The sequence below is a fragment of the Streptomyces sp. NPDC051364 genome, assembly GCF_040682115.1.
Lineage (GTDB): Bacteria > Actinomycetota > Actinomycetes > Streptomycetales > Streptomycetaceae > Streptomyces.
Map to the genome: position 1 here is coordinate 387,257 of NZ_JBFBAH010000006.1, position 23,411 is coordinate 410,667.

Annotated in this window: 22 protein-coding genes and 1 pseudogene; 10 read left to right on the plus strand and 13 right to left on the minus strand. The window is 72.2% G+C overall.

The window, feature by feature from the left end; translation table 11 throughout:
* Positions 1-19: 19 nt before the first annotated feature.
* The 5 genes from AB0M76_RS16515 to AB0M76_RS16535 all read right to left on the minus strand — a co-directional run bounded on the left by AB0M76_RS16515 (position 20) and on the right by AB0M76_RS16535 (position 5,851).
* Complete coding sequence (locus tag AB0M76_RS16515; RefSeq protein ID WP_365953469.1) at positions 20-670, minus strand: hypothetical protein; 651 nt, start codon at positions 668-670, stop codon at positions 20-22.
* A gap of 49 nt (positions 671-719) precedes the next feature.
* Positions 720-1,919, minus strand: a complete 1,200-nt coding sequence (gene mqnC, locus AB0M76_RS16520) for a cyclic dehypoxanthinyl futalosine synthase (RefSeq protein WP_266664913.1) — start codon at positions 1,917-1,919, stop codon at positions 720-722.
* A gap of 87 nt (positions 1,920-2,006) precedes the next feature.
* Positions 2,007-3,818 (minus strand): serine/threonine-protein kinase, encoded by a 1,812-nt coding sequence (locus tag AB0M76_RS16525; protein WP_365953470.1) that lies wholly within the window; start codon positions 3,816-3,818, stop codon positions 2,007-2,009.
* 49 nt (positions 3,819-3,867) lie between these two features.
* Positions 3,868-4,698, minus strand: coding sequence for an MBL fold metallo-hydrolase (locus AB0M76_RS16530; RefSeq protein WP_365953471.1), 831 nt, complete (start codon positions 4,696-4,698; stop codon positions 3,868-3,870).
* Between the two features lie 289 nt (positions 4,699-4,987).
* A complete protein-coding gene (locus AB0M76_RS16535; RefSeq protein WP_266664919.1) occupies positions 4,988-5,851 on the minus strand; it encodes a menaquinone biosynthesis protein in 864 nt (287 codons plus the stop codon).
* A gap of 237 nt (positions 5,852-6,088) precedes the next feature.
* On the opposite strand from AB0M76_RS16535, the gene AB0M76_RS16540 reads away from it, so the two are divergent.
* Entirely contained in the window at positions 6,089-6,292 is a 204-nt protein-coding gene (locus AB0M76_RS16540) for a cold-shock protein (RefSeq protein ID WP_030162033.1), read from the plus strand.
* Positions 6,293-6,471: 179 nt separating this feature from the next.
* On the opposite strand, the gene AB0M76_RS16545 is transcribed toward AB0M76_RS16540, so the two are convergent.
* Positions 6,472-8,148 carry a hypothetical protein gene (locus AB0M76_RS16545; protein WP_365953472.1) on the minus strand — a complete coding sequence of 559 codons (1,677 nt, stop codon included), beginning with the start codon at positions 8,146-8,148 and terminating at the stop codon, positions 6,472-6,474.
* 290 nt (positions 8,149-8,438) lie between these two features.
* On the opposite strand from AB0M76_RS16545, the gene AB0M76_RS16550 reads away from it, so the two are divergent.
* Positions 8,439-8,831: a hypothetical protein gene (locus AB0M76_RS16550; RefSeq protein ID WP_365953473.1), complete on the plus strand. Its 393-nt coding sequence runs from the start codon at positions 8,439-8,441 to the stop codon at positions 8,829-8,831.
* A 1-nt stretch (position 8,832) separates the two neighbouring features.
* Here the strand turns inward: AB0M76_RS16550 and AB0M76_RS16555 are convergent, their stop codons facing one another.
* Positions 8,833-9,276, minus strand: a complete 444-nt coding sequence (locus AB0M76_RS16555; RefSeq protein ID WP_365953474.1) for a MarR family transcriptional regulator — start codon at positions 9,274-9,276, stop codon at positions 8,833-8,835.
* Positions 9,277-9,327: 51 nt separating this feature from the next.
* Between AB0M76_RS16555 and AB0M76_RS16560 the strand changes: the two genes are divergently transcribed.
* The 3 genes from AB0M76_RS16560 to AB0M76_RS16570 all read left to right on the plus strand — a co-directional run bounded on the left by AB0M76_RS16560 (position 9,328) and on the right by AB0M76_RS16570 (position 10,851).
* Complete coding sequence (locus AB0M76_RS16560; RefSeq protein WP_365953475.1) at positions 9,328-9,759, plus strand: VOC family protein; 432 nt, start codon at positions 9,328-9,330, stop codon at positions 9,757-9,759.
* A 47-nt stretch (positions 9,760-9,806) separates the two neighbouring features.
* The gene (locus tag AB0M76_RS16565) at positions 9,807-10,283 is read left to right on the plus strand and encodes an SRPBCC domain-containing protein (protein ID WP_365953476.1); all 477 of its coding nucleotides are present in this window, start codon (positions 9,807-9,809) and stop codon (positions 10,281-10,283) included.
* Positions 10,284-10,377: 94 nt separating this feature from the next.
* Entirely contained in the window at positions 10,378-10,851 is a 474-nt protein-coding gene (locus AB0M76_RS16570) for a carboxymuconolactone decarboxylase family protein (protein ID WP_365953477.1), read from the plus strand.
* 267 nt (positions 10,852-11,118) lie between these two features.
* On the opposite strand, the pseudogene AB0M76_RS16575 reads toward AB0M76_RS16570, so the two are convergent.
* Positions 11,119-11,235: pseudogene (locus AB0M76_RS16575) on the minus strand (alpha/beta hydrolase); the annotation flags it as partial.
* A gap of 42 nt (positions 11,236-11,277) precedes the next feature.
* Positions 11,278-13,044 (minus strand): AMP-dependent synthetase/ligase, encoded by a 1,767-nt coding sequence (locus tag AB0M76_RS16580; RefSeq protein WP_365953478.1) that lies wholly within the window; start codon positions 13,042-13,044, stop codon positions 11,278-11,280.
* 134 nt (positions 13,045-13,178) lie between these two features.
* On the opposite strand from AB0M76_RS16580, the gene AB0M76_RS16585 reads away from it, so the two are divergent.
* Positions 13,179-14,195, plus strand: a complete 1,017-nt coding sequence (locus AB0M76_RS16585; RefSeq protein WP_365953479.1) for an AraC family transcriptional regulator — start codon at positions 13,179-13,181, stop codon at positions 14,193-14,195.
* A 12-nt stretch (positions 14,196-14,207) separates the two neighbouring features.
* Here the strand turns inward: AB0M76_RS16585 and AB0M76_RS16590 are convergent, their stop codons facing one another.
* Entirely contained in the window at positions 14,208-15,410 is a 1,203-nt protein-coding gene (locus tag AB0M76_RS16590; RefSeq protein ID WP_365953480.1) for a calcium-binding protein, read from the minus strand.
* Between the two features lie 236 nt (positions 15,411-15,646).
* Between AB0M76_RS16590 and AB0M76_RS16595 the strand changes: the two genes are divergently transcribed.
* Positions 15,647-16,813, plus strand: a complete 1,167-nt coding sequence (locus AB0M76_RS16595) for a lipase family protein (protein WP_365953481.1) — start codon at positions 15,647-15,649, stop codon at positions 16,811-16,813.
* Positions 16,814-16,863: 50 nt separating this feature from the next.
* On the opposite strand, the gene AB0M76_RS16600 is transcribed toward AB0M76_RS16595, so the two are convergent.
* The gene (locus AB0M76_RS16600; protein WP_365953482.1) at positions 16,864-17,295 is read right to left on the minus strand and encodes a MarR family transcriptional regulator; all 432 of its coding nucleotides are present in this window, start codon (positions 17,293-17,295) and stop codon (positions 16,864-16,866) included.
* A gap of 125 nt (positions 17,296-17,420) precedes the next feature.
* Here AB0M76_RS16600 and AB0M76_RS16605 point away from each other — a divergent pair, with 125 nt between their 5' ends.
* A complete protein-coding gene (locus AB0M76_RS16605) occupies positions 17,421-17,846 on the plus strand; it encodes a heme-binding protein (protein ID WP_365953483.1) in 426 nt (141 codons plus the stop codon).
* A gap of 265 nt (positions 17,847-18,111) precedes the next feature.
* On the opposite strand, the gene AB0M76_RS16610 is transcribed toward AB0M76_RS16605, so the two are convergent.
* Entirely contained in the window at positions 18,112-19,983 is a 1,872-nt protein-coding gene (locus tag AB0M76_RS16610; protein ID WP_365953484.1) for a long-chain fatty acid--CoA ligase, read from the minus strand.
* Positions 19,984-20,294: 311 nt separating this feature from the next.
* Here AB0M76_RS16610 and AB0M76_RS16615 point away from each other — a divergent pair, with 311 nt between their 5' ends.
* Positions 20,295-20,681, plus strand: coding sequence for a PH domain-containing protein (locus AB0M76_RS16615; protein WP_365953485.1), 387 nt, complete (start codon positions 20,295-20,297; stop codon positions 20,679-20,681).
* Positions 20,682-20,728: 47 nt separating this feature from the next.
* Entirely contained in the window at positions 20,729-22,729 is a 2,001-nt protein-coding gene (locus AB0M76_RS16620; RefSeq protein WP_365953486.1) for a hypothetical protein, read from the plus strand.
* A gap of 81 nt (positions 22,730-22,810) precedes the next feature.
* Here AB0M76_RS16620 and AB0M76_RS16625 read toward each other — a convergent pair whose 3' ends face one another.
* On the minus strand, positions 22,811-23,383 hold the full coding sequence (locus tag AB0M76_RS16625; protein ID WP_365953487.1) for a GNAT family N-acetyltransferase: 573 nt from the start codon (positions 23,381-23,383) through the stop codon (positions 22,811-22,813).
* Positions 23,384-23,411: the final 28 nt, after the last annotated feature.

A 23,411-nucleotide genomic window follows, 5' to 3' on the forward strand; every position in this document is an offset into this window, starting at 1 on the left:
GCGTCAGGCAGACGCGGCACTAGCGCCGGCGGTGCAGGAGGCGGCCGGTGATGACCGTGGCCACGCAGGTGGTGGCGCCCTGGGCGAGCAGCGCCTCGGCGTCGGGGGCCGCGAACACCGCGAAACGGGCCGGGTCACCCGGCTCCAGGATGCCGAAGAAGGCCTGCTCGGCCGTGTCCCGGCCGGCGAACGGGTCCAGCGACGGCAGGTCCGAGGACACCGCGGCGGCCGGCGGGAGAAGCGTCAGCCCCGAGCGGACCACCGCCGTCCGCACCGCCGGGATCGTGAGCCGCCCGGCCACCGCCACCACCCCGCGGGCCAGCAGCTTCTGCGTGGCCCGGCGGGCGCTGTTGCCCCAGCGGGACTCGGTCAGCTTCAGATCGGCCAGCGCCTCGGCGCCGGTGATCGGGTCGGCGCCGAGCTCGGTGACCTCGTACGGGTCGTCCGGGTAGTACGTACGCTCCAGCAGCACGTCCGCCCCGCGCACGAGCAGCCCCGGGGTCAGCACCCCGGGCCAGCGCCGGACCCGCGCGTGCGGGAACTCCGCGGCGAGCTCCGCGTACGGGCCCACGCGGGCGATCAGGTCGCCGTCGACGAGGACCGCCCCGCCGGGCAGCGCGGCGGAACCCGCCCCCGGGACGAGGAGTTCGGCGGTGTGGAGGGTCAGCACGGGTGCGTCAGTCCGTCGTCAGTTCGTCGAGTCGTCAGATCGCCGGTCGTCAGTTCGTCGAGATGAGCTTCAGCTCGGGGTGTGCCGTGCCGCCCTCGATCGCGGTGGACGAGATGTGCGAGACCACGCGGTCGTCGACCGGGTCGTTCGCCGGGTCGTCGTGCACCAGCAGGTGCTCGTACGTCGTCGCGCGCTGCGCGGGGACGCGACCCGCCTTGCGGATCAGGTCGATGATCTCCTGGCGGTTGGAGCGGTGCTTGGCTCCGGCCGAGGAGACCACGTTCTCCTCGAGCATGATCGAGCCGAGGTCGTCCGCGCCGTAGTGCAGCGAGAGCTGGCCCGCCTCCTTGCCCACGGTGAGCCAGGAGCCCTGGATGTGGGCGATGTTGTCGAGGAAGAGCCGCGCGATCGCGATCATGCGCAGGTACTCGAAGACGGTCGCCTGGGTCCGGCCCTTGAGGTGGTTGTTCTCGGGCTGGTACGTGTACGGGATGAAGGCGCGGAAGCCGCCCGTCCGGTCCTGCGTGTCGCGGATCATCGCGATGTGCTCGATGCGCTCGGCGTTGGTCTCGCCGGTGCCCATCAGCATGGTGGAGGTGGACTCCACGCCCAGCTTGTGGGCGATCTCCATGATCTCCAGCCAGCGCTCGCCGGACTCCTTCAGCGGGGCGATCGCCTTGCGTGGCCGCTCCGGCAGGAGTTCGGCGCCGGCGCCCGCGAACGAGTCGAGGCCGGCCGCGTGGATGCGACGGATGGCCTCCTCCGCGGAGACGCCGGAGATGCGGGCCATGTGGTCGACCTCGGACGCGCCGAGGGAGTGGATGACCAGCTGCGGGAACGCCTTCTTGATGGCGGAGAAGTGCTCCTCGTAGTACTCCACGCCGTAGTCCGGGTGGTGCCCGCCCTGGAACATCACCTGCGTGCCGCCGAGCTCCACGGTCTCCGCGCAGCGGCGCAGGATGTCGTCGAGGTCGCGGGACCAGCCCTTCTTGGTGTCCTTCGGGGCCGCGTAGAAGGCGCAGAACTTGCACGCCGTGACGCACACGTTGGTGTAGTTGATGTTGCGCTCGATGATGTACGTCGCGATGTGCTCGGTGCCGGCGTAGCGGCGGCGGCGCACCGCGTCGGCCGCCTGGCCGAGCGCGTGCAGCGGGGCGTGCCGGTAGAGGTCGAGCGCCTCTTCCTTGGTGATCCGGCCCCCTGCGGCGGCGCGGTCGAGGACAGACTGGAGAGCGGCCTGGTCGGTCACCGGTGCGTCACCTTTCGGCGGTGTGTCAGGGCGGTGTGTCAAGACGTACGGACCGATCCAGCCTACGCCAGGGGCCGTCCGCGGACTTCAGGGGATACGGGTCAGGTCGCCTTCGGGGTTTCCGGCCGGGCCGTCGCCCGACTTGTAGTGGAGCGTCCCGTTGGTGTTGAGGGTGAAGCGCTCGTCGGCGGACCCGTTCGAACAGATGCCGGGGGCCGGGTTGGGGCCGCCCGCGGTGTCCAGGACGAGGGAGCGGTCGGTGGCGGAGGCGAGCTTCCAGTCACCGCTGCAGTCGGTGCCGAAGACCGGGAGGATCGACTTGTCCCGGGCGACGACCTCGCCGACCTTGCCGCCCTTGATGGTGATCTCGAACTCGCTGGAGACCCCGGCGCGGGCGGTGGTGACCGTGCCCTTCCAGGTGCCGGTGAGCTCCTTGGGGACGTCGCCCCGGGTGCCGGTCGGCGTGGCCGCCGAGGGCGTGGCCGACGGCGTGGCCGAGCCCGTCGGGGTGGGGGTGCCGGATGCCGCCGTCGCCGGCGGGGGCGTGGCGGCGGAGTTGCCCGACGCGTGCTGGTCGGAGTCCCCTCCCGTGCCCGGCAGCAGCCCCAGCCCGTACAACCCGCCGCCGGACAGCACGGCCAGGACGGCCGTCGCCGCGAGGACCAGCGAGCAGCTGAACCGCCGCCCGGCCGCGCTGAAGGTGACCTGGCGCGCCTGGTCGGGTGCAGTCCGCGGCCGCGGCACGCCGCCGCCGGCGGTCTCGGTGGGACTCGCGTGGACGGCGCCCGGCGGCGGTCCGTAGGGGCCGTGCACCGCATCCGCGGGCGGACCGTACGGGCCGTACGAGCTGCCCGCCGAGCCGGCGCCGGACACGGCCGCGCTCCCGTACGAGGGATCCGGCGCCCCGAAACCGACCGCCGGTCCCCCGTACGAGGAGGCCGTGAACGGCACCGGCCCCGAAGCGGATTCGGAGACGGGTGCCGGTGCGGCCTCCGCGGCGGGGCCGGCCGGTGCGGCCTCCAGGTCCAGCAGGGCCACCGCCGCGCGGCTGGCCTCCTCCACCAGGGGCGCGGGAAGCCATCCGGGGGCGCGCAGGGCGCCGGCGAGCGCCTGCGCAATCGCCTCGGGCGCAGGCCGGTCGGCGGCGGCCTTGGCCAGGCAGGCGGCGATCAGCTCGCGCAGCCCGCCGGCCGGGACCGCGTCGAGGTCCGGCGGTTCGTGGACCACCTTGTAGAGCAGGGTCGCCGAGTTGTCCCCGGTGAACGGCGGTTGCCCGGTCGCCGCGAAGGCCAGCACGGCGCCGAGCGAGAACACGTCGGCCGCCCCGGTGATCCCCTTGCCGAGGATCTGTTCGGGGGACATGTAGCCGGGCGAGCCGATGGAGACGCCGGTGGAGGTGAGCGAGGCCGTGCCGTCCGTGGCGCGGGCGATCCCGAAGTCGATCAGCCGGGGGCCGTCGAGGGTCAGCATCACGTTCGACGGCTTCACGTCCCGGTGGACGAGCCCCAGCCCGTGGACGGCCACGAGAGCACGGGCCAGGCCTTCGCCGATGGCCCGTACGGAGGCCTCCGGAAGGGGACCGTGCGAGGCCACCGCGCCGCCCAGGGAAGGTCCCGCCACGTACCCGGTGGCCACCCACGGGACCGGCGCCTCCGGGTCCGCATCCAGGACGGGCGCGGTCCACTCGCCGCCGACCCGCCGGGCGGCCTCGACCTCGCGGCGGAACCGGGCGCGGAACTCCTCGTCGGAGGCGAAGTGCGGGTGCACGATCTTGACGGCCACCGTCCGGCCGCCCGTACTGCGCCCCAGGTAGACCCGCCCCATGCCACCCGAGCCGAGCCGGCCGAGCAGCCGGTACGCGCCGATGGTCCGCGGTTCGCCGGCTTCGAGCGGCTGCATCGCGTCCCCCTCCCCCGTCGGTCCCTGAGCGCTGATCGCCTAGAGCACCTTAGGGGGTGTCACCGGCCCGCCGGGCGGATCCCGCGGGCTCGAACCCGGCGAGCATCTGCTCGAGGGCCTGCTGGTCGGGGCCGACGAACGGGTCGATGCCCGCCGCGAGGCTCACCGTCTCGACCATCCGCCCGGTGATCCCGGCGGCGGGCGGCAGGTGCGTGGAGACCACGATCTCCGGGTCCATCTCCCGCAGCGGCGCCAACGAGGCGAGGTAGCGGTCGCGGTCCACGACGTGCACCCACGGGCTGTCCACCGAGGCCCACAACAGCTGCGCCGCCCGCAGGTCCTCGGCTGCGACGGCCCCGGCATCGCCGCCGTCGGCGGTGTCCGCGTCCGGCATGGGCGCACCGAAGCAGTCGGAGCTGAAGCAGGCCCGCGAGCGGTCGTCGTAGAAGCCGACGGTCGCCGGGTTGTCGAAGAGCGGCGGCCGGAAGGCGGCGAGCGAGCGGTCGCCGACGTCCAGGGACTGCCCCGGGTTGAGCAGGAAGATCCTGTCCATGGGCAGCGGCCGCTCGCAGGACATGATCCCGGCGGCCAGGAAGGTGGTCACGAGTTTCGCCTTCGGGGCGGCCTCCAGCAGGGCGAAGATCCCGCCGGTGTGGTCCCGGTCGGGGTGGGTCAGCCAGATCCACCGGACGTCGGCGGGGTCGACGGCCGCGCCCAGCACCTCGAGGAAGTTCCGGTCGGGCAGGCCGAGCCCGGTGTCGACGACGACGGGCTCCCGGGCGTGCAAGACGTACGCGTTGACCGGGAGGAAGCCGATCCCGGGCACTTCGAGGCTGTCTCCGAGGACCGTGATGTCCGGGGCGACCTTGCGATTGGTCATGGCGCACTCCCATGGCCCCCTGGCATGAGAACGAACGCGGCCGCCCGAGGAGGTGGTGCCCCTCCTCTTGTGTCCATGGTGTCCCGCGCGGCGCGGACCCGCACGTGCGCGGGCGGCGCGCATCGGGCACCCCATCGGGTCCGCGCATCAGGATCCGCGCATTCCGGCGGGGCGGACGGAAACGGACAGAAAAGCGAAAAGAGGGGGAATTCCCGGGAAACGACATATCCCCCTACCGGAACCCGGGCCACCGCCCGGTAATTCGATCAGCAGAAGGGGCCGGAGGTGATCAGATGCGGGCGCCGTCCCCGCTCAGCAGCTCCACCGCGACATCCGCGGGATAGCCCGTGGTCGGTCCCGTACGACGGGCGAATTCCCTTACACCGGCCAACTGTTCGGGTCCGAAGCGGAAGTCGAGCGTCGTGAAGTAGCGCTGGAGAAGATCGGCGTCGAAGGCCTCCCAGCGGGCAGCCTGCTCGGCGACCTTGGCGACCTCCTCAAGGGAGAGGTCGCGGGAGTCGAGGAAGGCCTCGTGGACCTGGCGTACGACGACCGGCTCGCGGGCGAGGTAGTCCTTGCGGGCGGCCCAGACGGCGAAGACGAACGGCAGTCCGGTCCACTCCTTCCACATCAGCCCCAGGTCGTGCACGTCGAGGCCGAGCCGGGGCGCATCGTGCAGCGAGGCGCGCAGCGCGGCGTCGCCGATCAGCACGGCCGCGTCGGCCTCCTGCATCATCAGGCCCAGGTCGGGAGGACAGGTGTAGTAGTCCGGCTGGACCCCGTACCGCTCGGAAAGCAGCAGCTGGGCGAGGCGTACGGACGTACGGGAGGTCGAGCCGAGGGCGACCCGGGCCCCGTCCAGCTGCTCCAGCGGCACCTGCGAAACGATCACGCAGGACATGACCGGGCCGTCGCAGCCGACCGCGAGATCGGGGAACGCGACGAGCTGGTCGGCATTGCGGAGGAACTCCACGAGGGTGATCGGACCCATGTCCAAGTCCCCCTGCACGAGCCGCTCACTGAGCTTCTCGGGGGTGTCCTTGGTCAGCTCCAGGTCCAGCAGCGTGCCGGTTCTGGCCAGTCCCCAGTAGAGGGGAAGGCAGTTCAGGAACTGAATGTGGCCGACGCGGGGCCGGCTGCGATAGACGTCCACATCGCGAGACTAGCCCCCGGGTCTCCGTCAGCCTTCGGGCGGGCCTCAAACGTCCGGGTGACGTGATCTTTCCCTCTGGTCTCCGCCAGTGGGTGCGTGCTAGGCTCGTCGCAAGTTGCAGTTTGGTTTCCCTTGCAGTACGAGGCCTGCGGAGAATGTGACCCGCAGGCTTTTGTAGTTTTCAGACTTCTTAGCAGGTTCTGGAGCAGGGCGACCCTTTGGCCCATAGGAGGGCTCATGGCTACCGGAACCGTGAAGTGGTTCAACGCTGAAAAGGGCTTCGGCTTCATCGCCCAGGACGGCGGCGGCCCGGATGTCTTCGTCCACTACTCCGCGATCAACGCCTCTGGCTTCCGCTCCCTCGAGGAGAACCAGATGGTGAACTTCGACGTCACGCAGGGTCCGAAGGGCCCGCAGGCGGAGAACGTCACCCCGGCCTAGTCGCCTGGGCCAACTCTCGCGGTTGGATAGCAGTACCCAAGGAGCCCTGCCTCCTCCGTTCCGACGGAGATCGCGGGGCTCCTGCCTTTGCGTTGAACGCTTTTAAGGCCTTTGTACGCAAGCCGCCCCGGTCACCGTTGCACGGTGACCGGGGCGGTCGGCGTCTGAGCGCGGGCCCGCTACGCCGGAGGCGCCGTCGGGGCTGCCGTGATCTTCAGGTCCAGGATCAGGACCACGTTGTCCTTCGTGATCAGGCGGAGGTGGTACGTGCCCGGGGCGACGTCCGTGGTGAACAGCTCCGGCAGCACGATCTTGCCGTCCGCGCCGGTCGGGGCCAGCAGCAGGCTGGTCACCTTCGCGCCGTCCTTGTCCTTGAACCACGGGCCCTTGGCCTTCGCCGGGTCCACCGGCACCCAGGCACCGTCCTGGTTCTTCTCGACCAGCCCGGCGGTGACCTGCGCACCCTCCACCGCCTTGTCCTGGGCGGTGGCCGTGACCTGCACTCCCGTGAAGCTGCTCCCCGCCACGACCTCCAGCGGCTTCGCCGCGTCGGCGTCGGTACGGGTCAGCTTGTCCGCGACCGGGGCCGGCTTCGCCGTGACGGTACCGGTGAAGTTCACCGTGAGCTGGGCCTCGGTGTTGTAGGCCGCCACCCGCAGGGTGAACCCGCCCGCCTTGGCCCCGGCCTTCAGGCCGGGCAGGGCTGCGATGCCCTCGGCGTCGGTCTCGACCACGAGGAAGGTCTTGCCCTCGGCGCCGATGAAGCTGCCCGTGGTGTCGCCCTTGAGCTCGAACAGGATGGGCTTCGCGGCGGCCGGCTTGCCGTCGCTGAGCACCGCCTTGATCCGCGGGACCGCGGTGAACGCGGACCCGGCCTCGGCCTTGAGCTCCGGGCTGCCGAGCAGCTCCAGCTTGGCCAGGGTCGGGGCAGGCGTGGGCTTCTGGGGCTCGGCCGGCTTCGACGGCGTGGGCGTCGGAGTCGGAGTCGGCGTGGGCTTCGGCGTCGGCGTACTCGGAGTGCTCGGCTTCGTCTGCGACGGCGTGGGCAGCGTCGTCGTGGGCGGCGTCGGGTAGTTCCCGACGGGCGGGTTCGGCACCCCGGCGGCACCGTTCTGGTACTGGTGCATGTACCCGACCACGGTGTTCACGTACTCGCGCGAGTTGTTGTAGCTGAGGATCGCCCGGTCGAGCTGCGCCTGGTCCGAGAGGTTCCGGTCGCCCGCGCACAGGTAGAGGCCCGCGCCCAGCGCCGCGTCGTAGATGTTGTTCGGATCGCGCTTGGAGTCGCCGTTGCCGTCTGCGCCCCAGGTGGCCCAGGTGGACGGGATGAACTGGAGCGGGCCGACGGCGCGGTCGTAGACGGCGTCCCCGTCGAACTCGCCCTTGTCGGTGTCCTTGATCTCGGCGAAGCCGTTGCCGTCGAGGCGCGGGCCGCGGATCGGCTTCTCGGTGTAGCCGTCGGCCTTGAGGCCGTAGCCGGAGGCGTGCACGGACTCGACCCGGCCTATGCCGGCGAGCAGTTGCCAGGGCAGCTTGCAGCCGGGGAGCGCGGCGGCCACGGACACCTCGGCGCGCCGGTACGCGTCGAGGGCGGTCGCGGGAATGCCGCTGGCCCCCTCGTCCGCGCCGGTACCCGCGGTGGGCGGTACGGCCGGGTCGGCGAGCGGGTCGGGCAGATCGAGGCGGGCGTCGCCGCGGTCGGTGGCCTGGGGGCTGTCCGGGGTGGGCTCGGACTCGCCCGCGTCGGCGGTGGACGTGTTGGTCACCACCGCGGCGGTCGTCAGGCTGGCCGCGAGCGCGGCCGTGCACAGGACCTTGCGCGAGGTGTTGACGAGGTGACGGTGAAGCGGCTTCACAGTGCGGCGATCCCCCCAAGGCGGCCGACAAGGTATACGGCGGGTCGAGCCGTGAATATCCACTGTCTATCAGGTATTCGGATACGACTCGCCGCCGCCCCGGTAGATGTGACACACCATTCGTCTCGGCTTCACCGGGTCCTCACGACCGAACGAACAAAGGATCTAAGCCCTCGCCGGAATCACCCCAATACTCGCTGGTTTGACCGTTCTTGGCTCGTGAGCGCGCGGCACCGCACGTGAAGGAAATGATCCGGACACGCGGCCGGATTCGGCTAGATTCGGCGCCCATGACCGCTGACGCGTACGAGATAGCCTTCCGCGAGCGGGCGGAGCGCAAGCGGACCCTGGGGGTCTTCCTGTTCATCGCGACGGGCGGCATCTGGCTCTGGCTCGCCTACCAGTTGTTCGCCCCCTTCAGCCTCAGCGGCTCGAGCAGCAGCAGGACGTGCGCCTCCCGCGTCTTCTACGACGAGGGGGACTCCGGGAAGCGCAGCTACGCCGACGCCGAGGGCGACCGCTGCGCGGCCGCACGGGACTCGGCCGACCTGCTCGGCATGCTCGTGGTCTCCCTCCCGCTCGCGGCCGTCGGCCTCTTCCAGTACACCTCGGGCACCGTCAGCCTGGCCATGCGCCGCCACACCGAGGAACTGGCCGTACTCCGGGCCCTGCCCAAGCGCTGAATCACCGGCTCGCCGCGTGCGTGTACACGCACAGCAGAAGCGCGTGCAGGGTGGCCCGTTCCCCCTCGTCGAGAGGGTCCAGCAGGTCGTCGCGGACGGCGGCGACCTCCGAGGTCAGCTCGCGCAGGAGCCGCCGGCCCGGCTCGCTGATGCTCACCAGGACCCGGCGGCGGTCGGCCGTGTCGCGCTCCCGGTCGACGTGTCCGAGCCGTGCGAGTCCGTCGAGCACCTTGACCACGTCGCTCGGGTGCAGCTCGAGCCGCTCGGCGAGATCGCGCTGCGGCTGCGGCCCGTGATCGGCGAGGGCGGCGAGCACGGCCATGTCCCACAGCCGCAGACCGCGCGCGGCGACCCGCTCGGCGACGAGGGCGCGGGCCTCCTTGCCCACCGTGGAGAGCAAGTAGGGAGTGAGGGCGGTCAGTCGGGGCGTCGAGGGGGCAACCATGGCCACATTGTAGGGTGACACCAACCATTGGTGTCACCCTATTGATTGCGCGTGATCGGAGCCCCCATGGACGCCCTGCACACCCGCCTGCTCGTCGCCCGCTTCGGCGACACCTTCCGCTTCTACGACGCCCTGCTCCCCGCCCTGCTCGGCGCGACGCGCACCCGTGGCGGCGCCGAGGGCCCGTACGCCTCGTGGGACGTGGACGGGCAAGGCGTGCTGGCGCTGTTCGACCGTACGGCGATGGCGACGGCGACGGCCGCCACGACGGCATCGCCCGGTGACGGCGGCCCCGGCGGCCCCGATGACCGCACGATGCTGGTCAGCCGCGTCCTGGACGTGGACACCGCCTACGCCGCCTGCCTGGCCCGCGGCGCCACCCCGACCGGCCCGCCGACCGACCGCCCGGAGTGGGGCCCGACCCTGCGCAGCGCCCATGTCCGCGACCCCGAGGGCAACCTGTGGGAGCTCCAGTCGTACTGAGCGTCGCACCCGGGCGCCGGGCCCGCCGCTCACTACGGTGAGGAGCCATGACCGACACCGCACCGATCCGCGTCCCCGACCTGACGGAGCGCCCCCACCGGCTGACCGTCGAGCGCGCGATGATCGCCTCCGAGCACACTCTGTACGCGGCGTGGACCGAGGAGTTCGACCGCTGGTTCGCCGCGCCGGGCTCGGTGGTGATGACGGCCGAGGTGAACGCGCCGTTCTTCTTCGAAACGGAGTTCGCGACGGAGCCGGGGGCTCCACGGACCAGGCATCCGCACTACGGGCGCTTCCTGCGCCTGGTGCCCGACCGGCTGGTGGAGCTGACCTGGCTGACGGGCCGGGCCGGCACGGCCGGCGCCGAGACGGTGGTCACCGTCGAGCTCAGCCCCCACCCGATCGGCACACGGCTGCACCTCACCCACGCCGGCTTCTACGACGAAGCCGCCCGCGACGCCCACGAGTCGGCCTGGCACGAGGTCCTGGCGAACCAGGACGAGGCCCTGACGGGGCCGGGGTGACGCGCGTCACACCCGGCCGCGTCGGCGAGCTGTCACATCCGCCCGGGCTGTTCCGTCAGAGCTGTGTAACGGTCGATACGGCAAGGAGATCACGATGGAAGCTCGGCTCAACTTCTTCGGCAACGCCGTCGCCGCCAAGTTCGCGCGGTACATCAACTCGGCGGGCAAGGTCATCTCGGACTCGACGCTGCCGGCCCCCACGCAGGAGCTGGTGAAGCTGCGGGCCAGCCAGATCAACGGCTGCGGCTTCTGCACCGACATGCACTTCAAGGACGCCGTACACGCCGGGGAGACCGCCGTGCGGCTCAACCTGGTCGCGGCCTGGCGTGAGGCGACGGTGTTCAACGACGCCGAGCGGGCGGCCCTGGAGCTGACGGAGCAGGGCACGCGCATCGCCGACGCCGCCGGCGGTGTCACGGACGAGGCCTGGACGGAAGCCGCCAAGTACTACGACGAGGACCAGCTGGCCGCCCTGGTTTCCCTCATCGCCCTGATCAACACCTACAACCGGATGAACGTGATCGTCCAGCAGCCGGCGGGCGACTACCAGCCGGGCCAGTTCGGCTGATCACGAGCGGGTCTGCCCGACCGCTGCCTCCACCACGGCGGCGGTCGGGCCGTCCCGGCGGAACGACTGCGTCCCGACACGCCGGTCCTGCACCCTCGATGAGGACCCGTCAGGCAGTCGTCCCCTAAGCGGCCTCGGAGCTGGACCGCTGCAACAGCAATCCGAAGACCCAGTACGCGTTCTCGTACCGCTACAGCCGGGGCGGGATCACCATCAACGAGTACGTGTACTGCCTGGTCGGCCTCGGGTCGTACGCCCGCGACTGAGCAGGCCGGACAGCGTCAGCGGGTGGGCCTCATGCCGCGCCGCGCGCAGCTGCGCGGACACCTCCTCCCACGCCCACGAGCCGAGCCAAGCACCTGCCACCCGTGCGGAGTTCGCGATGGCGGCACCGTAGCGGGCCCCTCCGGCAGTCCCGGTCCTCCCTCAGCCGCGGCGGTCCGGCCCGTCCCCGTACAGCGCGTCGATCTCCGCCGCGTAGCGCTCCGCCACCGCCGTGCGGCGGAGCTTCAGGGTCGGGGTCAAGGTGCCCGCCTCGATGGTGAAGTCCTCGGGCAGGACGTGGAAGGCGCGGATGCGGGCCGGGCGGGAGACCGTGGCGTTGGCCGCCGTCACCGCCTCCTCGACCAGGGCGCGGACCGCCGGGTGGGCGGCCGCCCCGGCCGGGTCCAGGTCGATGCCCTCCCGCTTCGCCCACGTCGTGATCTCCTCCGCATCCAGGGTGATCAGGGCGACCGGGTGGGGCCGGTGGTCGCCGATCAGGACCGCCCGCGACACGTACCGGGAGCGCTGGACGGCGAACTCGACCTCCGTCGGGGTGATGTTCTTCCCCGACGAGGTGATGATCAGCTCCTTCTTGCGGCCCGTGATCGACAGGAACCCGTCGGCGTCCAGCTCCCCCAGGTCCCCGGTGTGCAGCCAGCCCTGCGCGTCGAGCGCCTGCGCCGTCGCGGCCGGGTTCGCGTGGTAGCCCGGGAAGACCATCGGCCCCCGGGCCAGCACCTCGCCGTCCCCCGCGATGCGGACCTCGCAGCCCGCGATCGGCCGGCCCACCGTGCCGTGGCGGACGGCCGCCGGGTGGTTCAGGCTGATCACCCCGCCCGACTCGGTCATTCCGTAGCCCTCGTAGACCGCGATCCCGCAGGCCCGCAGGAAGTCCAGGGTCGCCGGGGCGATCGGCGCTCCCCCGGTCAGCGCCCAGTTCAGCCGGCCCCCGAAGGCGCCCCTGACCAGGGAGTACAGGTTCTTCTCCGCCTCCTCGTACGCCGCCCGGGAGGAGGCGGGAAGCCGGCCCTCCGCCGCCAGTACACCGAGCCGTACCGCCTCCCGGAAGCGCGCGGCGCCGCCCTCCTGGGACTCCGCCAGGGACAGCACCACCGAGTGGACCTTCTCGAACAGGCGTGGTACGGACGGGAGATGGGTGGGCCGCGCCTCGGCGAGCTCGGACAGCACGTCCTCGATCCGGCCGCCGAAGTAGCACAGCTCACCGCCTTGCAGCAGCGTCGTGAACTGGATCAGCTGTGCCAGCAGGTGCGCCAGCGGCAGGTACAGGTACGTGGAGTCGCCCGGTCCGCCCCGGGTCAGCGGGAGCGTCGCGTCCTGGATGGCGCCCAGGTTGCCGTGCGTGAGGCGGCAGCCCTTCGGCAGGCCCGTCGTCCCCGAGGTGTAGACGATCGACGCGTCGGCACCCGGGGCCACCCGCCGGGCCCGGTCCAGGAGTTCCGCCTCCGGGGCGGGTTCGATCCCCGGCAGCCCCGGCAGCGCGTCCATCCGTACGACCGCGCGCAGCTGGTCCAGCGCCGGCAGCTTCGCCCGCAGCGCCTCCACCCGGTCCGCCTGCGCCGCGTCGTCGCAGACCACGGCCACCGCCTCCGAGTCCGCCAGGACCCAGGCCAGCTCCTCGTCCCCCGCCGTCGGGTACACCGGTACGAGGACGGCCCCCGCCGCCAGGATCCCGAAGTGGGTGTACGTCCACGCCGGCCGGGTCTCGGCCAGGACCGCCACCCGCTCCCCCGGCGCGACCCCCAGCCCGAGCAGCGCCCGCCCGGTCTGCCGTACGCGGGCGCGCAGTTCGGCGTACGTGACGGTGGTCCAGCCCCCGTCCCCTCTGAACCGCAGGGCGGTCTCGCCTCCGTACCGCTCCGCCGTCCACTCCGTGAACACCGCCAGCGTCTCCGGTCGCACAGCGTCCATCGCCCTCGCCTCCCTGGGGGTACGTCCGAGGTACGTACGTACGGACGACGCTAGGCAGGCCCGCATGCCCTGCGACATGACCGGAAGCGTCACCCCCGCTGACCCCAGCGCTCAATGGGGCTACCGTCGGAGCCATGGGGAGGCGGACGATCACCGTGCACCATGTCCGCGCCGTGCTCGCGGGAGCGGCGCGCAGCGGCATCGACACCGTGCCACTGCTCCAGGAGGCGCAGATCCCGCCGCTGCTGCTCGGCGACGACCGGGCGCGGATCACCCCGGCGCAGTTCGCCCGGCTGTTCCGGGCGCTGTACCGGACCACGCAGGACGAGTTCCTGGGGCTGTCCGCGGTGCCGAGCCGCCCGGGCACGTTCGCGATGATGTGCTACGCCTCGCTCGGCTGCCGGGACCTCGGCGCGGCCGTGGAGCGGGCCGCGACCTTCTACGGCCTCTTCCCGGGCGGCCCCGAACTGGCCCTGGAAGTAACGGATCACGAGGCGCGGTTCACCGTGCACAACGATTTCGCGCGGGACGAGGAGCGCTTCCTGACCGAGTGCGTGCTCGCCATCTGGCACCGGCTGAGCAGCTGGCTGATCGGGCGGCGCATCCCGCTCGCGTACGCGGCGTTCGCGTACCCTCCGCCGCCGCACGAGGCCGAGTACGAGATCCTCTTCGACTGTCCGGTCCGCTTCGGGGCGGACCGTACGGGCGTCGCCTTCGACGCGCACTGGCTGGCCGCACCGCTCGTACGGGACGAGGCCGCGCTGGACGCGATGCTGCGCCGGGCCCCCTTCGACCTGCTGTCGCGGCCGGAGTACGGGACGACGGTCGCGGAGCAGGTCCGCCGGGCCCTGGCACGGCAGTTGCGCAGCTCTCCGCGGCTGCCGGCGCTGGGGGAGGTGGCGGCGCGGCTGGCGGTGTCCCCGGCGACGCTGCGGCGCCGGCTCCGGCAGGAGGGGACCTCGTTCCAGCAGCTGAAGGACCATGTGCGGCGGGACGCGGCGATCGCGGGGCTGGCGGAGAGCGGGGAGCCGATCGCGGAACTGGCGGCCCGGCTGGGATTCTCGGAGGACACCGCCTTCCACCGCGCGTTCCGCCGCTGGACGGGCACGACGCCGGGCGCGTACCGGATCGCGTCCGGTGGTTGGCGGTGACGGGCCGGCGGCCTACGGGATGTTGGCGGTCGACTCGCAGTTGACGGCGACGTCGGCGTTGCCGGCCTCGCCGTCGCAGAAGTCGGTGTTCGCTCCGCCGTCGAGGAAGTCGTTGGCGGGGCCTGCGAAGATCGAGTCGTCGCCGGCCTGGCCGCGGAGCTGGTCCCGGCCGCCTGCTGTGCCGGCGGTCGCGTCCCCGTCGAAGTTGGAGTTGTCGCCGAAGAGGGTGTCGTCGCCGCCCCCGCCGTCGATCTGGTCGTTTCCGGCCGAGGTGACCGACGCGTCCCCGACGGAGCTGTCGCCGATGAGGATGTCGGCTGCGGAACCGCCGGTGATCCGGTCGTTGCCCGCGCCCGTGGCCTGCCCGCCGTCGGGGTCACCGATGTTGTGGTCGCCCAGGGCGAAGACGCCGCCGTCGGCTCCCATGTCGATCAGGTCGTTGCCGCCGGCGCCGACGGCCCCCGCGATGCCCTCGCTGTCGCCGATGACGTTGTCGCCCGCGCCCGGGCCGGCGCGCAGGATGTCGTTGCCCGCACCGGTACCCGTCCCCTGCAAGGGCGCGGCCGAGTCCCCGAGCAGGCCATCGTCGCCGTTGCCGCCCTCCAGCAGGTCGTTGCCGCCGCCGGTGGCGTCTCCGCCCAAGGCGACGCTGTCGCCGGTGATGTGCTCGTCGTCGCCGTCGCCGCCGAACAGGCGGTCGTTGCCGCCGCCGACCGCGGTACCGGCGTCGAGGCTCCTGGAGTCGCCGGTCATGAAGTCGGCGCCCGCGCCGCCGTCCAGGAGGTCGTTCCCGCCACCCACGGCGTTCCCGCTGGCGGTGAACGAGTCGCCGGCCATGTCGTCGTCGCCGTCGCCGCCGCGCAGTTCGTCGTTGCCGCCGCCGACCGCGTTGCCGGTGTCGAGGGCCGTGTCGCCGCGCATGGCGTCGTTGCCGGCCGCCCCGTCGAGCCGGTCGTTGCCGAGGCCGCCGACCAGCCGGTCGTTGCCGCCGAGCCCGCAGATGAGGTCGTTGCCGCCGAGGCCGTCGATGGTGTCGGCCGCCGCCGATCCGACGATCACGTCGTTGCCCGGCGTGCCGGTGATCGTGCCCGTGCCGGTGAGGGTGGCCGCGACGCCGAAGCAGGTCGGCGGCGCGGCGCCGGCGGCGGGCAGCCCCAGGGTGAACAGGGCGGCGGTCGCCGCAGTGACGACACCGGCCGTGATCATGCGTGCCATACCGAGTCCTCCGACGGTCCGTAGCGGCATCGCAGGAGGACTGCCACGCAGCAGCCGGTCCGCAAGCGGTGGCTGCTCCGACTGGCTCACCTTCTCCGTCGTACGGGTGCCGGACCGGGCGGGTGCGATCCCGGGCCAGGAAAGGTGAGCTGCGCGGTCAGCGACGTGCCGACCGGTCGGTCACTACCTTCTCCTCACCTGCCCCCCGCACGAAACGTTCCGTTGGGAGAGCCGCCATGCGTTTGCGAACCCCCACCCGCAGGACCGCCGTCGCCGCCGTAGCTGCACTGGCCGCCGCCTCGGCCGGGATCCCCGCCACGGCCACCGCATCCGAAGCCGGAGCCGGTCGGCCCGGCGACATCGTCGATGTCGCCCCCTCGGCCTTCCGCCCGCTGCCCGGCCAGCCGACCAACACGAAGGCGTGGAAGATCCACTACCGCTCCACCACCGCCGAAGGCGCCCCGAACACCGTCTCCGGCACCGTGATCGTCCCGCAGGACGGCCGGACCGGCCCGCGCCCGCTCGTCACGTACGCCGTCGGCACCGTCGGCATGGGCGACTCCTGCGCGCCGAGCAACAACCTCCCGTACGGCACCGCCATGGAGGCCAACCTGATCCAGCAGCTCACCCTGCGCGGCTGGGCCGTGGTCGTCACCGACTACGAGGGCCTCGGCACCCCGGGGGTCCACACCTACACGGTCGGCCCCTCGGCCGGCCGCGCCATGCTCGATGCGGCGCGCGCCGCCGAGCGCCTCCCGGAGGCGGGCCTGGGGGCCGGCACCCCGGTCGGCATCATGGGCTACTCCCAGGGCGGCCAGGCCGGCAGCTGGGCCGCCGAGCTGCAGGGTTCGTACGCCCCCGAGCTGAAGGTGAAGGGCACGGCGACCGGCGGGGTCCCGGCCGACCTGATGAAGGTGGCCGACTTCAACAACGGCTCGTACGGCTCCGGCCTCATCTTCATGGCGGCGGCGGGTCAGGATGCGGCCTTCCCCGAGCTCCGGCTCGACTCGTACCTCAACCCGGCGGGCAAGGCCCTGGTCGCCGGCATGAAGGAGAACTGCGTGGCGATCGACGCGATCGCCGGCTCCTTCAAGCGGATCTCCGACCTCACCACCCGCAACCCCCTCGAACAGCCGGACTGGCAGGCCCGGTTGAACCAGAGCAGGCTCGGGCGGACGGCTCCGGCCGCGCCGGTGCACCAGTACCACGCGCTCGGCGACGAGCTCATCCCGTACGCCGTCGGGCGGCAGCTGCGCTCCGAGTGGTGCGCGAAGGGCGCGAACGTGGAGTGGGACACGATCTGGGTCGGCGAGCACGTCAGCGGCGTGATCACCCACTCCCTGGCGGCGGGCGACTGGCTGGCGGACCGCTTCGCGGACCGCCCGACGCACGCCAACTGCTGACCGGCGGACCCGGGCCCCAGGAGTCGGCCCCAGGAGTCGGACCCCAGGACTCAGAGGCCTGGGGTCTCGGCGTTGCGGATGATCCGGGTGAGCAGATCCCGTACGGCGGCCGACTCGTCCTCGGACAGCCCCTCGGCGAGCCGGGCGTCGAGCTTCGCCACCAGCGCGTCGGCCTGGGCGAACACCTCCGCGCCGCGCTCGGTCATCCGGATCTCGATGAGCGTGCCGTGGATCGGGTGCGGGGTACGGGCGACCAGGCCGCGCGCCTCCAGCCGGCCGAGCAGGCTGTTCATCGTCTGCGGAGTCACCGAGAGCTTGCGCGCCAGCTCGGCGGCATTGATCCCGGGGTTGTCGCTGAGCACGGCGAGCGCGCCCTGCTGCGCAGCGGTGATCCCCGCCTCGCGCACGGCGGCCTCCTTCGCGGCCTGGGTCACGCGCTCGGCCTGCTTGATGAAGACCAACAGTCGCTCGGAGTAATGCATGCGCCGAGTGTAGGAGACGGTCGCCAGTTCCCGCCGAGATGGCAGGCAGCTTGCGTAGAGCTATTCGCATGCTGTTAGCTGCATGCATACGAACAATCGACAGCCACTTCTGCAAGGAGCCCGACATGACTGCCGTTCGCACCCGCCCCGCCCTCAGCAATGACCTCGCGCGCGCCATCGTCGACGCCGCCCTCGCCGCGGCTCGGGAGACGGAGCTGCGGTTCGCCATCGCGGTGGTCGACGAGTCCGGCCACCTCAGCGCGTTCGCCCGGATGGACGGGTCGGGCCTGATGACCATCCAGATCGCCCAGGACAAGGCCTACACCGCGGCCGCCTTCGGCCTGAGCACCACCGACTGGCACGAGTTCGTCGAGAACGACGCACAGCTGTCGGTGGGCGCCCGGACCGGTATCGACCGCCTGGTCACCTTCGGCGGCGGCCTCCCGGTCGTCGTGGACGGCCAGCTCGTCGGCGGCATAGGCGTCTCGGGCGGCCACTGGTCGGACGACGTAAAGATCGCCGAGGCCGGCCTGGCGGCCATCCCGGCGTAGCCAAATCCAGCCCCGCCGGCGTTTGAGGCGCTGGGGGTCCCCCCAGCGCAGCGAGGGGGAGGGTCCGGGGGCGGAGCCCCCGGCACGGGGCCGGGCAGAGCCCGGGAGACGGAGAAAGGGCGGGGCAGGGAGAGGCTCCGCGCAGCGGCACCCCGCGCCCGCCCTCGGCAACGCGCGCCCGCCCCGGGCCCGGCACGGTCAGCCCGCACCCAACAGCCCGCACCCGGCACGGGATCGGCCCGGGATCGGCACGTGATCGGCACGGTCAGGCCCTGCGGTACAGATCCTCGATCTCCCGCTCGAAATCCCTGGCGATGACCCCCCGCTTCAGCTTCAGCGACGGCGTCAGATGGCCACGGGCCTCCGTGAACTCCCCCGGCAGCACCGCGAAGCGGCGTATCGACTCCGGCCGCGACACCAGCTGGTTCGCCTCGTCCACCGCCCGCTGGAGCTCCGCCCGCAGTTCCTCGTCCCGTACCAGCTCCCGCATCGGCATCGCCGTCTTCTTCCGCATCTGCCGCCAGTGCGCCAGCCCCTCCGGCTCCAGCGTGATCAGCGCCACGACGTACGGCCGGTTGTCGCCGATCACCATGCACTGGCCGACCAGCGGGTGCGCCCGCAGCCAGTCCTCGAGCGGGGCCGGGGCCACGTTCTTGCCGCCGGACGTGATGATCAGGTCCTTCTTCCGCCCGGTGATCGTCAGGTACCCCTCCCCGTCCAGCTCCCCGATGTCCCCGGTGGCGAGCCAGCCCCCAGCCCCCACGCCCCCGTGAGCGGCGTTGTTCCAGTACCCCGCGAACACGTGGCGCCCCCGCAGCAGCACCTCACCGTCGTCCGCGATGCGCACCGCCGTGCCCGGCAGCGGCCACCCCACCGTCCCGAGCCTCGGCTTCAGCGGCGGGGTGACCGTGCTGGCCCCGGTCGTCTCCGTGAGCCCGTACCCCTCGAAGACCTCGATCCCGGCTCCGGTGTAGAACGCCGCGAGCCGCCGCCCGAGCGGCGAGCCCCCGCTCAGGATGTAGCGCACGCGCCCGCCCAGCGCCGCCCGGATCCGCCGGTAGACGAGCGGGTCGTACAGCGCCCGCGCCGCCCGCAGGCTCACCCCCGGGGTCCGGCCCTCGACGATCTCCCCGTACCGCTGCGCGATCCGCGCCGCCCGGTCGAACGACGAGGCCCGGCCCATCCGTTCGGCCGTGGCCCGCGCGGTGTTGTAGACCTTCTCCAGCACGTACGGGATGGCCAGTAGGAACGTCGGCTGGAAGCCCGCGAGATCGGCGAGCAGGTCCTCGGTCTGGATGCTCGGCGCATGCCCGAGCTTCACCCGCGCGCGCAGGCACCCCACGGCCACCATCCGCCCGAACACGTGCGACAGCGGCAGAAAGAGCAGCGTAGAGGCCGCATCCTTACTGACGGACTTGAAGACGGGATGCAGCAGCTCGACCGCATTGTCCGCATCGGCGAAGAAGTTGGCGTGCGTGATCACGCAGCCCTTGGGCTGCCCGGTCGTGCCGGACGTGTAGATGAGGGTGGCCACGGAGTCCGGCGTACGGACGGACCGGCGCGCGTGCACCACTGCGTCGGGCAGGCTCTCGCCGGCCTTGACCAGCCGCGCCAGCGCGCCGGTGTCGAACTCCCACAGGTGCGCCAGCCAGGGCAGGTGCGCCCGCTCGGCGCTGATGATGCGGGCCTGCGCGGTGTCCTCGACGGCGCAGGCCACGGCGCCGGAGTCCTGGATGATCCAGCGGGCCTGGAGCGCGGAGGAGGTCGGGTAGATGGGCACGGTGACCAGCCCTGCGGCCCATCCGGCGAAGTCCAGCAGGGTCCACTCGTAGGTGGTCCGGGCCATGATCGCGAGCCGGTCGCCCTCGCGCAGCCCCTCGGCGATCAGGCCCTTGGCGACGGCCGTGACCTCGGCCGCGAACTCGGCGGCGGTGACGTCCCGCCAGCTCCCGTCCCGCTCCTTGCGGGCGAGCACCACCTCGCCGGGGGCCTCGCGGGCGTTCTGGAACGGGATGTCCCCGAGCGACCCGCTCCCCGGCAGCCCGGCCAGCGCGGGCACCTCCACCTGCCGCACCACCCCGTCGACGACGGTCAACACGGGCGGTACCAGCCTCGGCCCGGCTCCCAGGGCTTCCACGGCGCTCTCCTCGGATCGACTCGAGAGTTACCGCCGGTAATCTATGCACGGGCAACCCCGCTGACCACCCCTCCGCCCACCCCGACCCGAACCCACCCGACACCTCCACACCACCCGCACCACCGACACCATCTGGGATCGGCGGAGGCGGCACCCTGGAAACCGGAACAGCCCCCGGAGCAGCGGGAGTTGGCGCTCGCGTCTACAGTGGGCCGCCTGCGAGAGGGGTGAGTGTGGGGGCACGCGATTTGCCGCGCGAGTACCGGGCCAGAGGGCGGAAGGCTGCCGTCGCCTTGACCGTCCTGGGGCTCATGACGCTCGGGTGGCTGGTGGAGGCGTGGACCGAGGAGCTCATCCCCTACTGGGCGAAGCTGCTGTCGAGCGCGGTGGCGCTGTTCGTCGTGGGGATCGCCGTCACCCTCCCACGGTCCGGGACCTCGGCGGACCGCACCGGCCTCAAGGTCAAGGGACCTCTCCGGACGCGCCGGCTGGCCTGGTCGGAGATCCAGGACATCAAGGCCCAGTCCATCGGGGGCTCATCCCGCGGCGAGGGACTGGTGCCGACCGTGATCACGTACGCCTACAGGGCCGGCGGCCGCCGCCTGATGCTCCTCCACCTCAACGACATGTACTACGACATCGACCGCGAGGTCGGCGTCCTGCGCGCCGCCTGGGCCGAGCTGCGCGACGCCGCCTGAAGGGCGTTGCGCGAGGCCGGCCCCCATCACATCTCAACCTCGCACGGGTGTGCGGCTGCGTCGGCGTCTCCGAGGGGCGGTACGCAGGGACGTTCGCCACCGCCGGGCAGACGCAGTGCCTGGAACTGCCGAGCCCCCAGGGCGCCCGGATCGCCGCCCTCACCTCTCTCGGCGGCGCGGGCGTAACCGTCCAGGTCGAGGTGGTCGACAAGAACGGCACCGCACAGTGCACCGCCGGTGATCTCGACCGGGGCGGCTGCGCCCTGACCGGAGCGGCACCGTTCCGTGCGCTGGTGCGCGCCGGCGACGCCACCGCTACCGGACCGTACGGCGTCCACTTCGTCCGTACGGACGTGACGCAGAACGGCTGTCAGGTCCTGCCCGCCGGGAGTTTCGCCGACGATGCGGCGGCCGTGCGGCTGGAGACCGGCAACGGCGTCTTCTCGCACTGCCTGACCATCCCGGCCGACGCACACTCCACCTCCGAGCTCCTCCGTATCCGCTACGGCCTCCCGGACGACAACGAGCTGTTCCCGCGCTACACGATCAGCGTGGTCGACACCGACGGCAACGGGCCGTCCTGCTACGACCACCCCGCCCCGGGCCAGCAGCTCCGGACGGACGGCCTCACCAGCTGCTCCTTCACCTCCGGCAAGGCGTACACCGTCCTCCTGCAGGGCCAGGACGCCGCGCGCAGCCACACCCTGGACCGCCGGGACGTCACCGCCACGGCCAAGGGCTGCGCCGCGTCCGCCGCTACGGCGGTCGGCGCCCCGGCAACGACCGGAACCTCCGGCCAGAACGGCACCCTGCGCTGCCACCGGATCACCACGGCCGCCGCCACGGACCGGCTGCACATCAACCCCCGGGACGCCCACGACGGCACGAACGTGCTGGTCATGGACAACAACGGCGGCATCGCCTGCCACCAGCGGACCTGGGCGTGCACCCCCACGGGCTCCACCGGCTACCAGGTGGTCACCCAGGTCCCGGAGAACTACCACCTGCCCGCTTCCTACCGCCTCGACGCCTGGCGGATCGCCACGGCCGCCGGGCCCGTCCCCGAATGCCTCCGGGTCGGATCGGTCGCGTACGGGTACGGCCCGCTGACCGGCACGCTCTCCGAGCAGCGCACCGGCGCGTGCGCTGTCCTGCCGAGCGTCTCGGGCGACCAGTTCAGGGCCGACATCACCTCCACCGCCACGGACGGGTCCCCCGGCCCGCAGCCCGCGCTCTACGACAACACGGGGCGCAACCTCTGCACGGGCAGCTCGTCCACGTACGACTGCCAGGGCGCCGACCGGAGCCTGTTCGTCCTCTCTCTGCAGGACTGGGCCGACCATTCGGCCTACCGCGCGAATCTCGTCTGCACCAACGCGCCCTGCGGCTCCGAGGACGTGTCCGTCGGGACGGTCACGCCGGACACCGCGCAGAGCGGTACGGTCGCGACCCGCACCGTGCAGGGCACGGCGCTGGGCATGAACACCACCGTCAAGCTGACCGGCGGCCCGGCGCCGCTGACGGCCACGACCGTCTCGGTCTCCGACGACGCCCGGACGCTGAAAGCGACCGTGGACCTGCGCACGGCACCCGCCGGCACCTGGAACATCAGCGTCGACGCGCTCAACAGCCAGTACCCGCGCGGCACGCTGACGGTGACGCCGCCCGCGGTCTCGGGCCTGGGTACGTACAAGCCGATCACGCCCACCCGGCTGATGGACACCCGTAGTGGGCTGGGCGTGCCGAAGGCCAAGGTGGGCCAGGGCGGCACCGCGACCCTGCAGGTCACAGGCACGGCGGGGATCCCGGCGGCGGGCGTGACGGCCGTGGTCCTGAACGTCACGGCGACCGACCCCACTTATGCCAGCTACGCCTCCGTCTACCCCAACGGCACGACCCGCACCAGCGCGTCCAACCTGAACGTCACCGCGGGCCAGACGATCCCGAACCTGGTCATCGTCCCCGTCGTCAACGGAAAGGTCAGCTTCTACAACAACGCAGGCTCCGTCGACCTCATCGCCGACGTCGCCGGCTACTACACGATGTAACGCCGGAGCACCTCCCCGTGCGTCGGCCTGCACCGGGCCGACGCACGGCGGCCGCCCCGCCCCGGCCCGGTGCAGGGTCCGTCAGTGCAGGGCGAGGCGCATCAGGATTCGGGGGTGCCCTGCCAGGACCGACGTGGTGTCGGCGGCGTGGACGAAGCCGGCGCGCTCGAAGTTCTTCCGGATCCCGGCGTACGCCATCGTCAGGTCGACCTTGGCGTCGCCGTTGTCGAGGGGGTACGCCTCGATCGCCGGCGCGCCGTGGGCGCGGGCGAACTCGACCGCACCGGCGATGAGGGCGTGCGAGATCCCCCGCTTGCGGTAGCCGGGGCGTACGCGGATGCACCACAGCGACCAGACCGGCAGGTCGTCGACGTGCGGGATCTTGCGGTTGCGCGCGAACGAGGTGTCCGCGCGCGGCGCCACGGCGGCCCAGCCGACCGGCTCGTCACCGTCGTACGCGATCACCCCCGGAGCCGGATCCGCACGACACAGCTCGGCGACGTACTCGCCGCGGGCCTCCCCGCGCAGCTCGTTGTTGAGCTTGGACGGGATCCGATGGCTCAGACACCAGCAGACGTTGGCCCCGGCCGACTTCGGCCCGAGCAGGGTCCGGACGTCCCCGAACACCCCGGCGGGGCGAACCTCGATGGTCATGGCACCAGAGTGGCACGCCGTACGGTCC

What these genes read in the sequence shown, in the direction of transcription:
- AB0M76_RS16525 (WP_365953470.1), bottom strand. Translation starts at nt 3,818, where the DNA reads ATGCAGCCGCTCGAAGCCGGCGAACCGCGGACCATCGGCGCGTACCGG.
- AB0M76_RS16530 (WP_365953471.1), bottom strand. Translation starts at nt 4,698, where the DNA reads ATGACCAATCGCAAGGTCGCCCCGGACATCACGGTCCTCGGAGACAGC.
- AB0M76_RS16540 (WP_030162033.1), top strand. Translation starts at nt 6,089, where the DNA reads ATGGCTACCGGAACCGTGAAGTGGTTCAACGCTGAAAAGGGCTTCGGC.
- AB0M76_RS16550 (WP_365953473.1), top strand. Translation starts at nt 8,439, where the DNA reads ATGACCGCTGACGCGTACGAGATAGCCTTCCGCGAGCGGGCGGAGCGC.
- AB0M76_RS16555 (WP_365953474.1), bottom strand. Translation starts at nt 9,276, where the DNA reads ATGGTTGCCCCCTCGACGCCCCGACTGACCGCCCTCACTCCCTACTTG.
- AB0M76_RS16565 (WP_365953476.1), top strand. Translation starts at nt 9,807, where the DNA reads ATGACCGACACCGCACCGATCCGCGTCCCCGACCTGACGGAGCGCCCC.
- AB0M76_RS16570 (WP_365953477.1), top strand. Translation starts at nt 10,378, where the DNA reads ATGGAAGCTCGGCTCAACTTCTTCGGCAACGCCGTCGCCGCCAAGTTC.
- AB0M76_RS16580 (WP_365953478.1), bottom strand. Translation starts at nt 13,044, where the DNA reads ATGGACGCTGTGCGACCGGAGACGCTGGCGGTGTTCACGGAGTGGACG.
- AB0M76_RS16585 (WP_365953479.1), top strand. Translation starts at nt 13,179, where the DNA reads ATGGGGAGGCGGACGATCACCGTGCACCATGTCCGCGCCGTGCTCGCG.
- AB0M76_RS16590 (WP_365953480.1), bottom strand. Translation starts at nt 15,410, where the DNA reads ATGGCACGCATGATCACGGCCGGTGTCGTCACTGCGGCGACCGCCGCC.
- AB0M76_RS16595 (WP_365953481.1), top strand. Translation starts at nt 15,647, where the DNA reads ATGCGTTTGCGAACCCCCACCCGCAGGACCGCCGTCGCCGCCGTAGCT.
- AB0M76_RS16600 (WP_365953482.1), bottom strand. Translation starts at nt 17,295, where the DNA reads ATGCATTACTCCGAGCGACTGTTGGTCTTCATCAAGCAGGCCGAGCGC.
- AB0M76_RS16605 (WP_365953483.1), top strand. Translation starts at nt 17,421, where the DNA reads ATGACTGCCGTTCGCACCCGCCCCGCCCTCAGCAATGACCTCGCGCGC.
- AB0M76_RS16615 (WP_365953485.1), top strand. Translation starts at nt 20,295, where the DNA reads ATGACGCTCGGGTGGCTGGTGGAGGCGTGGACCGAGGAGCTCATCCCC.
- AB0M76_RS16625 (WP_365953487.1), bottom strand. Translation starts at nt 23,383, where the DNA reads ATGACCATCGAGGTTCGCCCCGCCGGGGTGTTCGGGGACGTCCGGACC.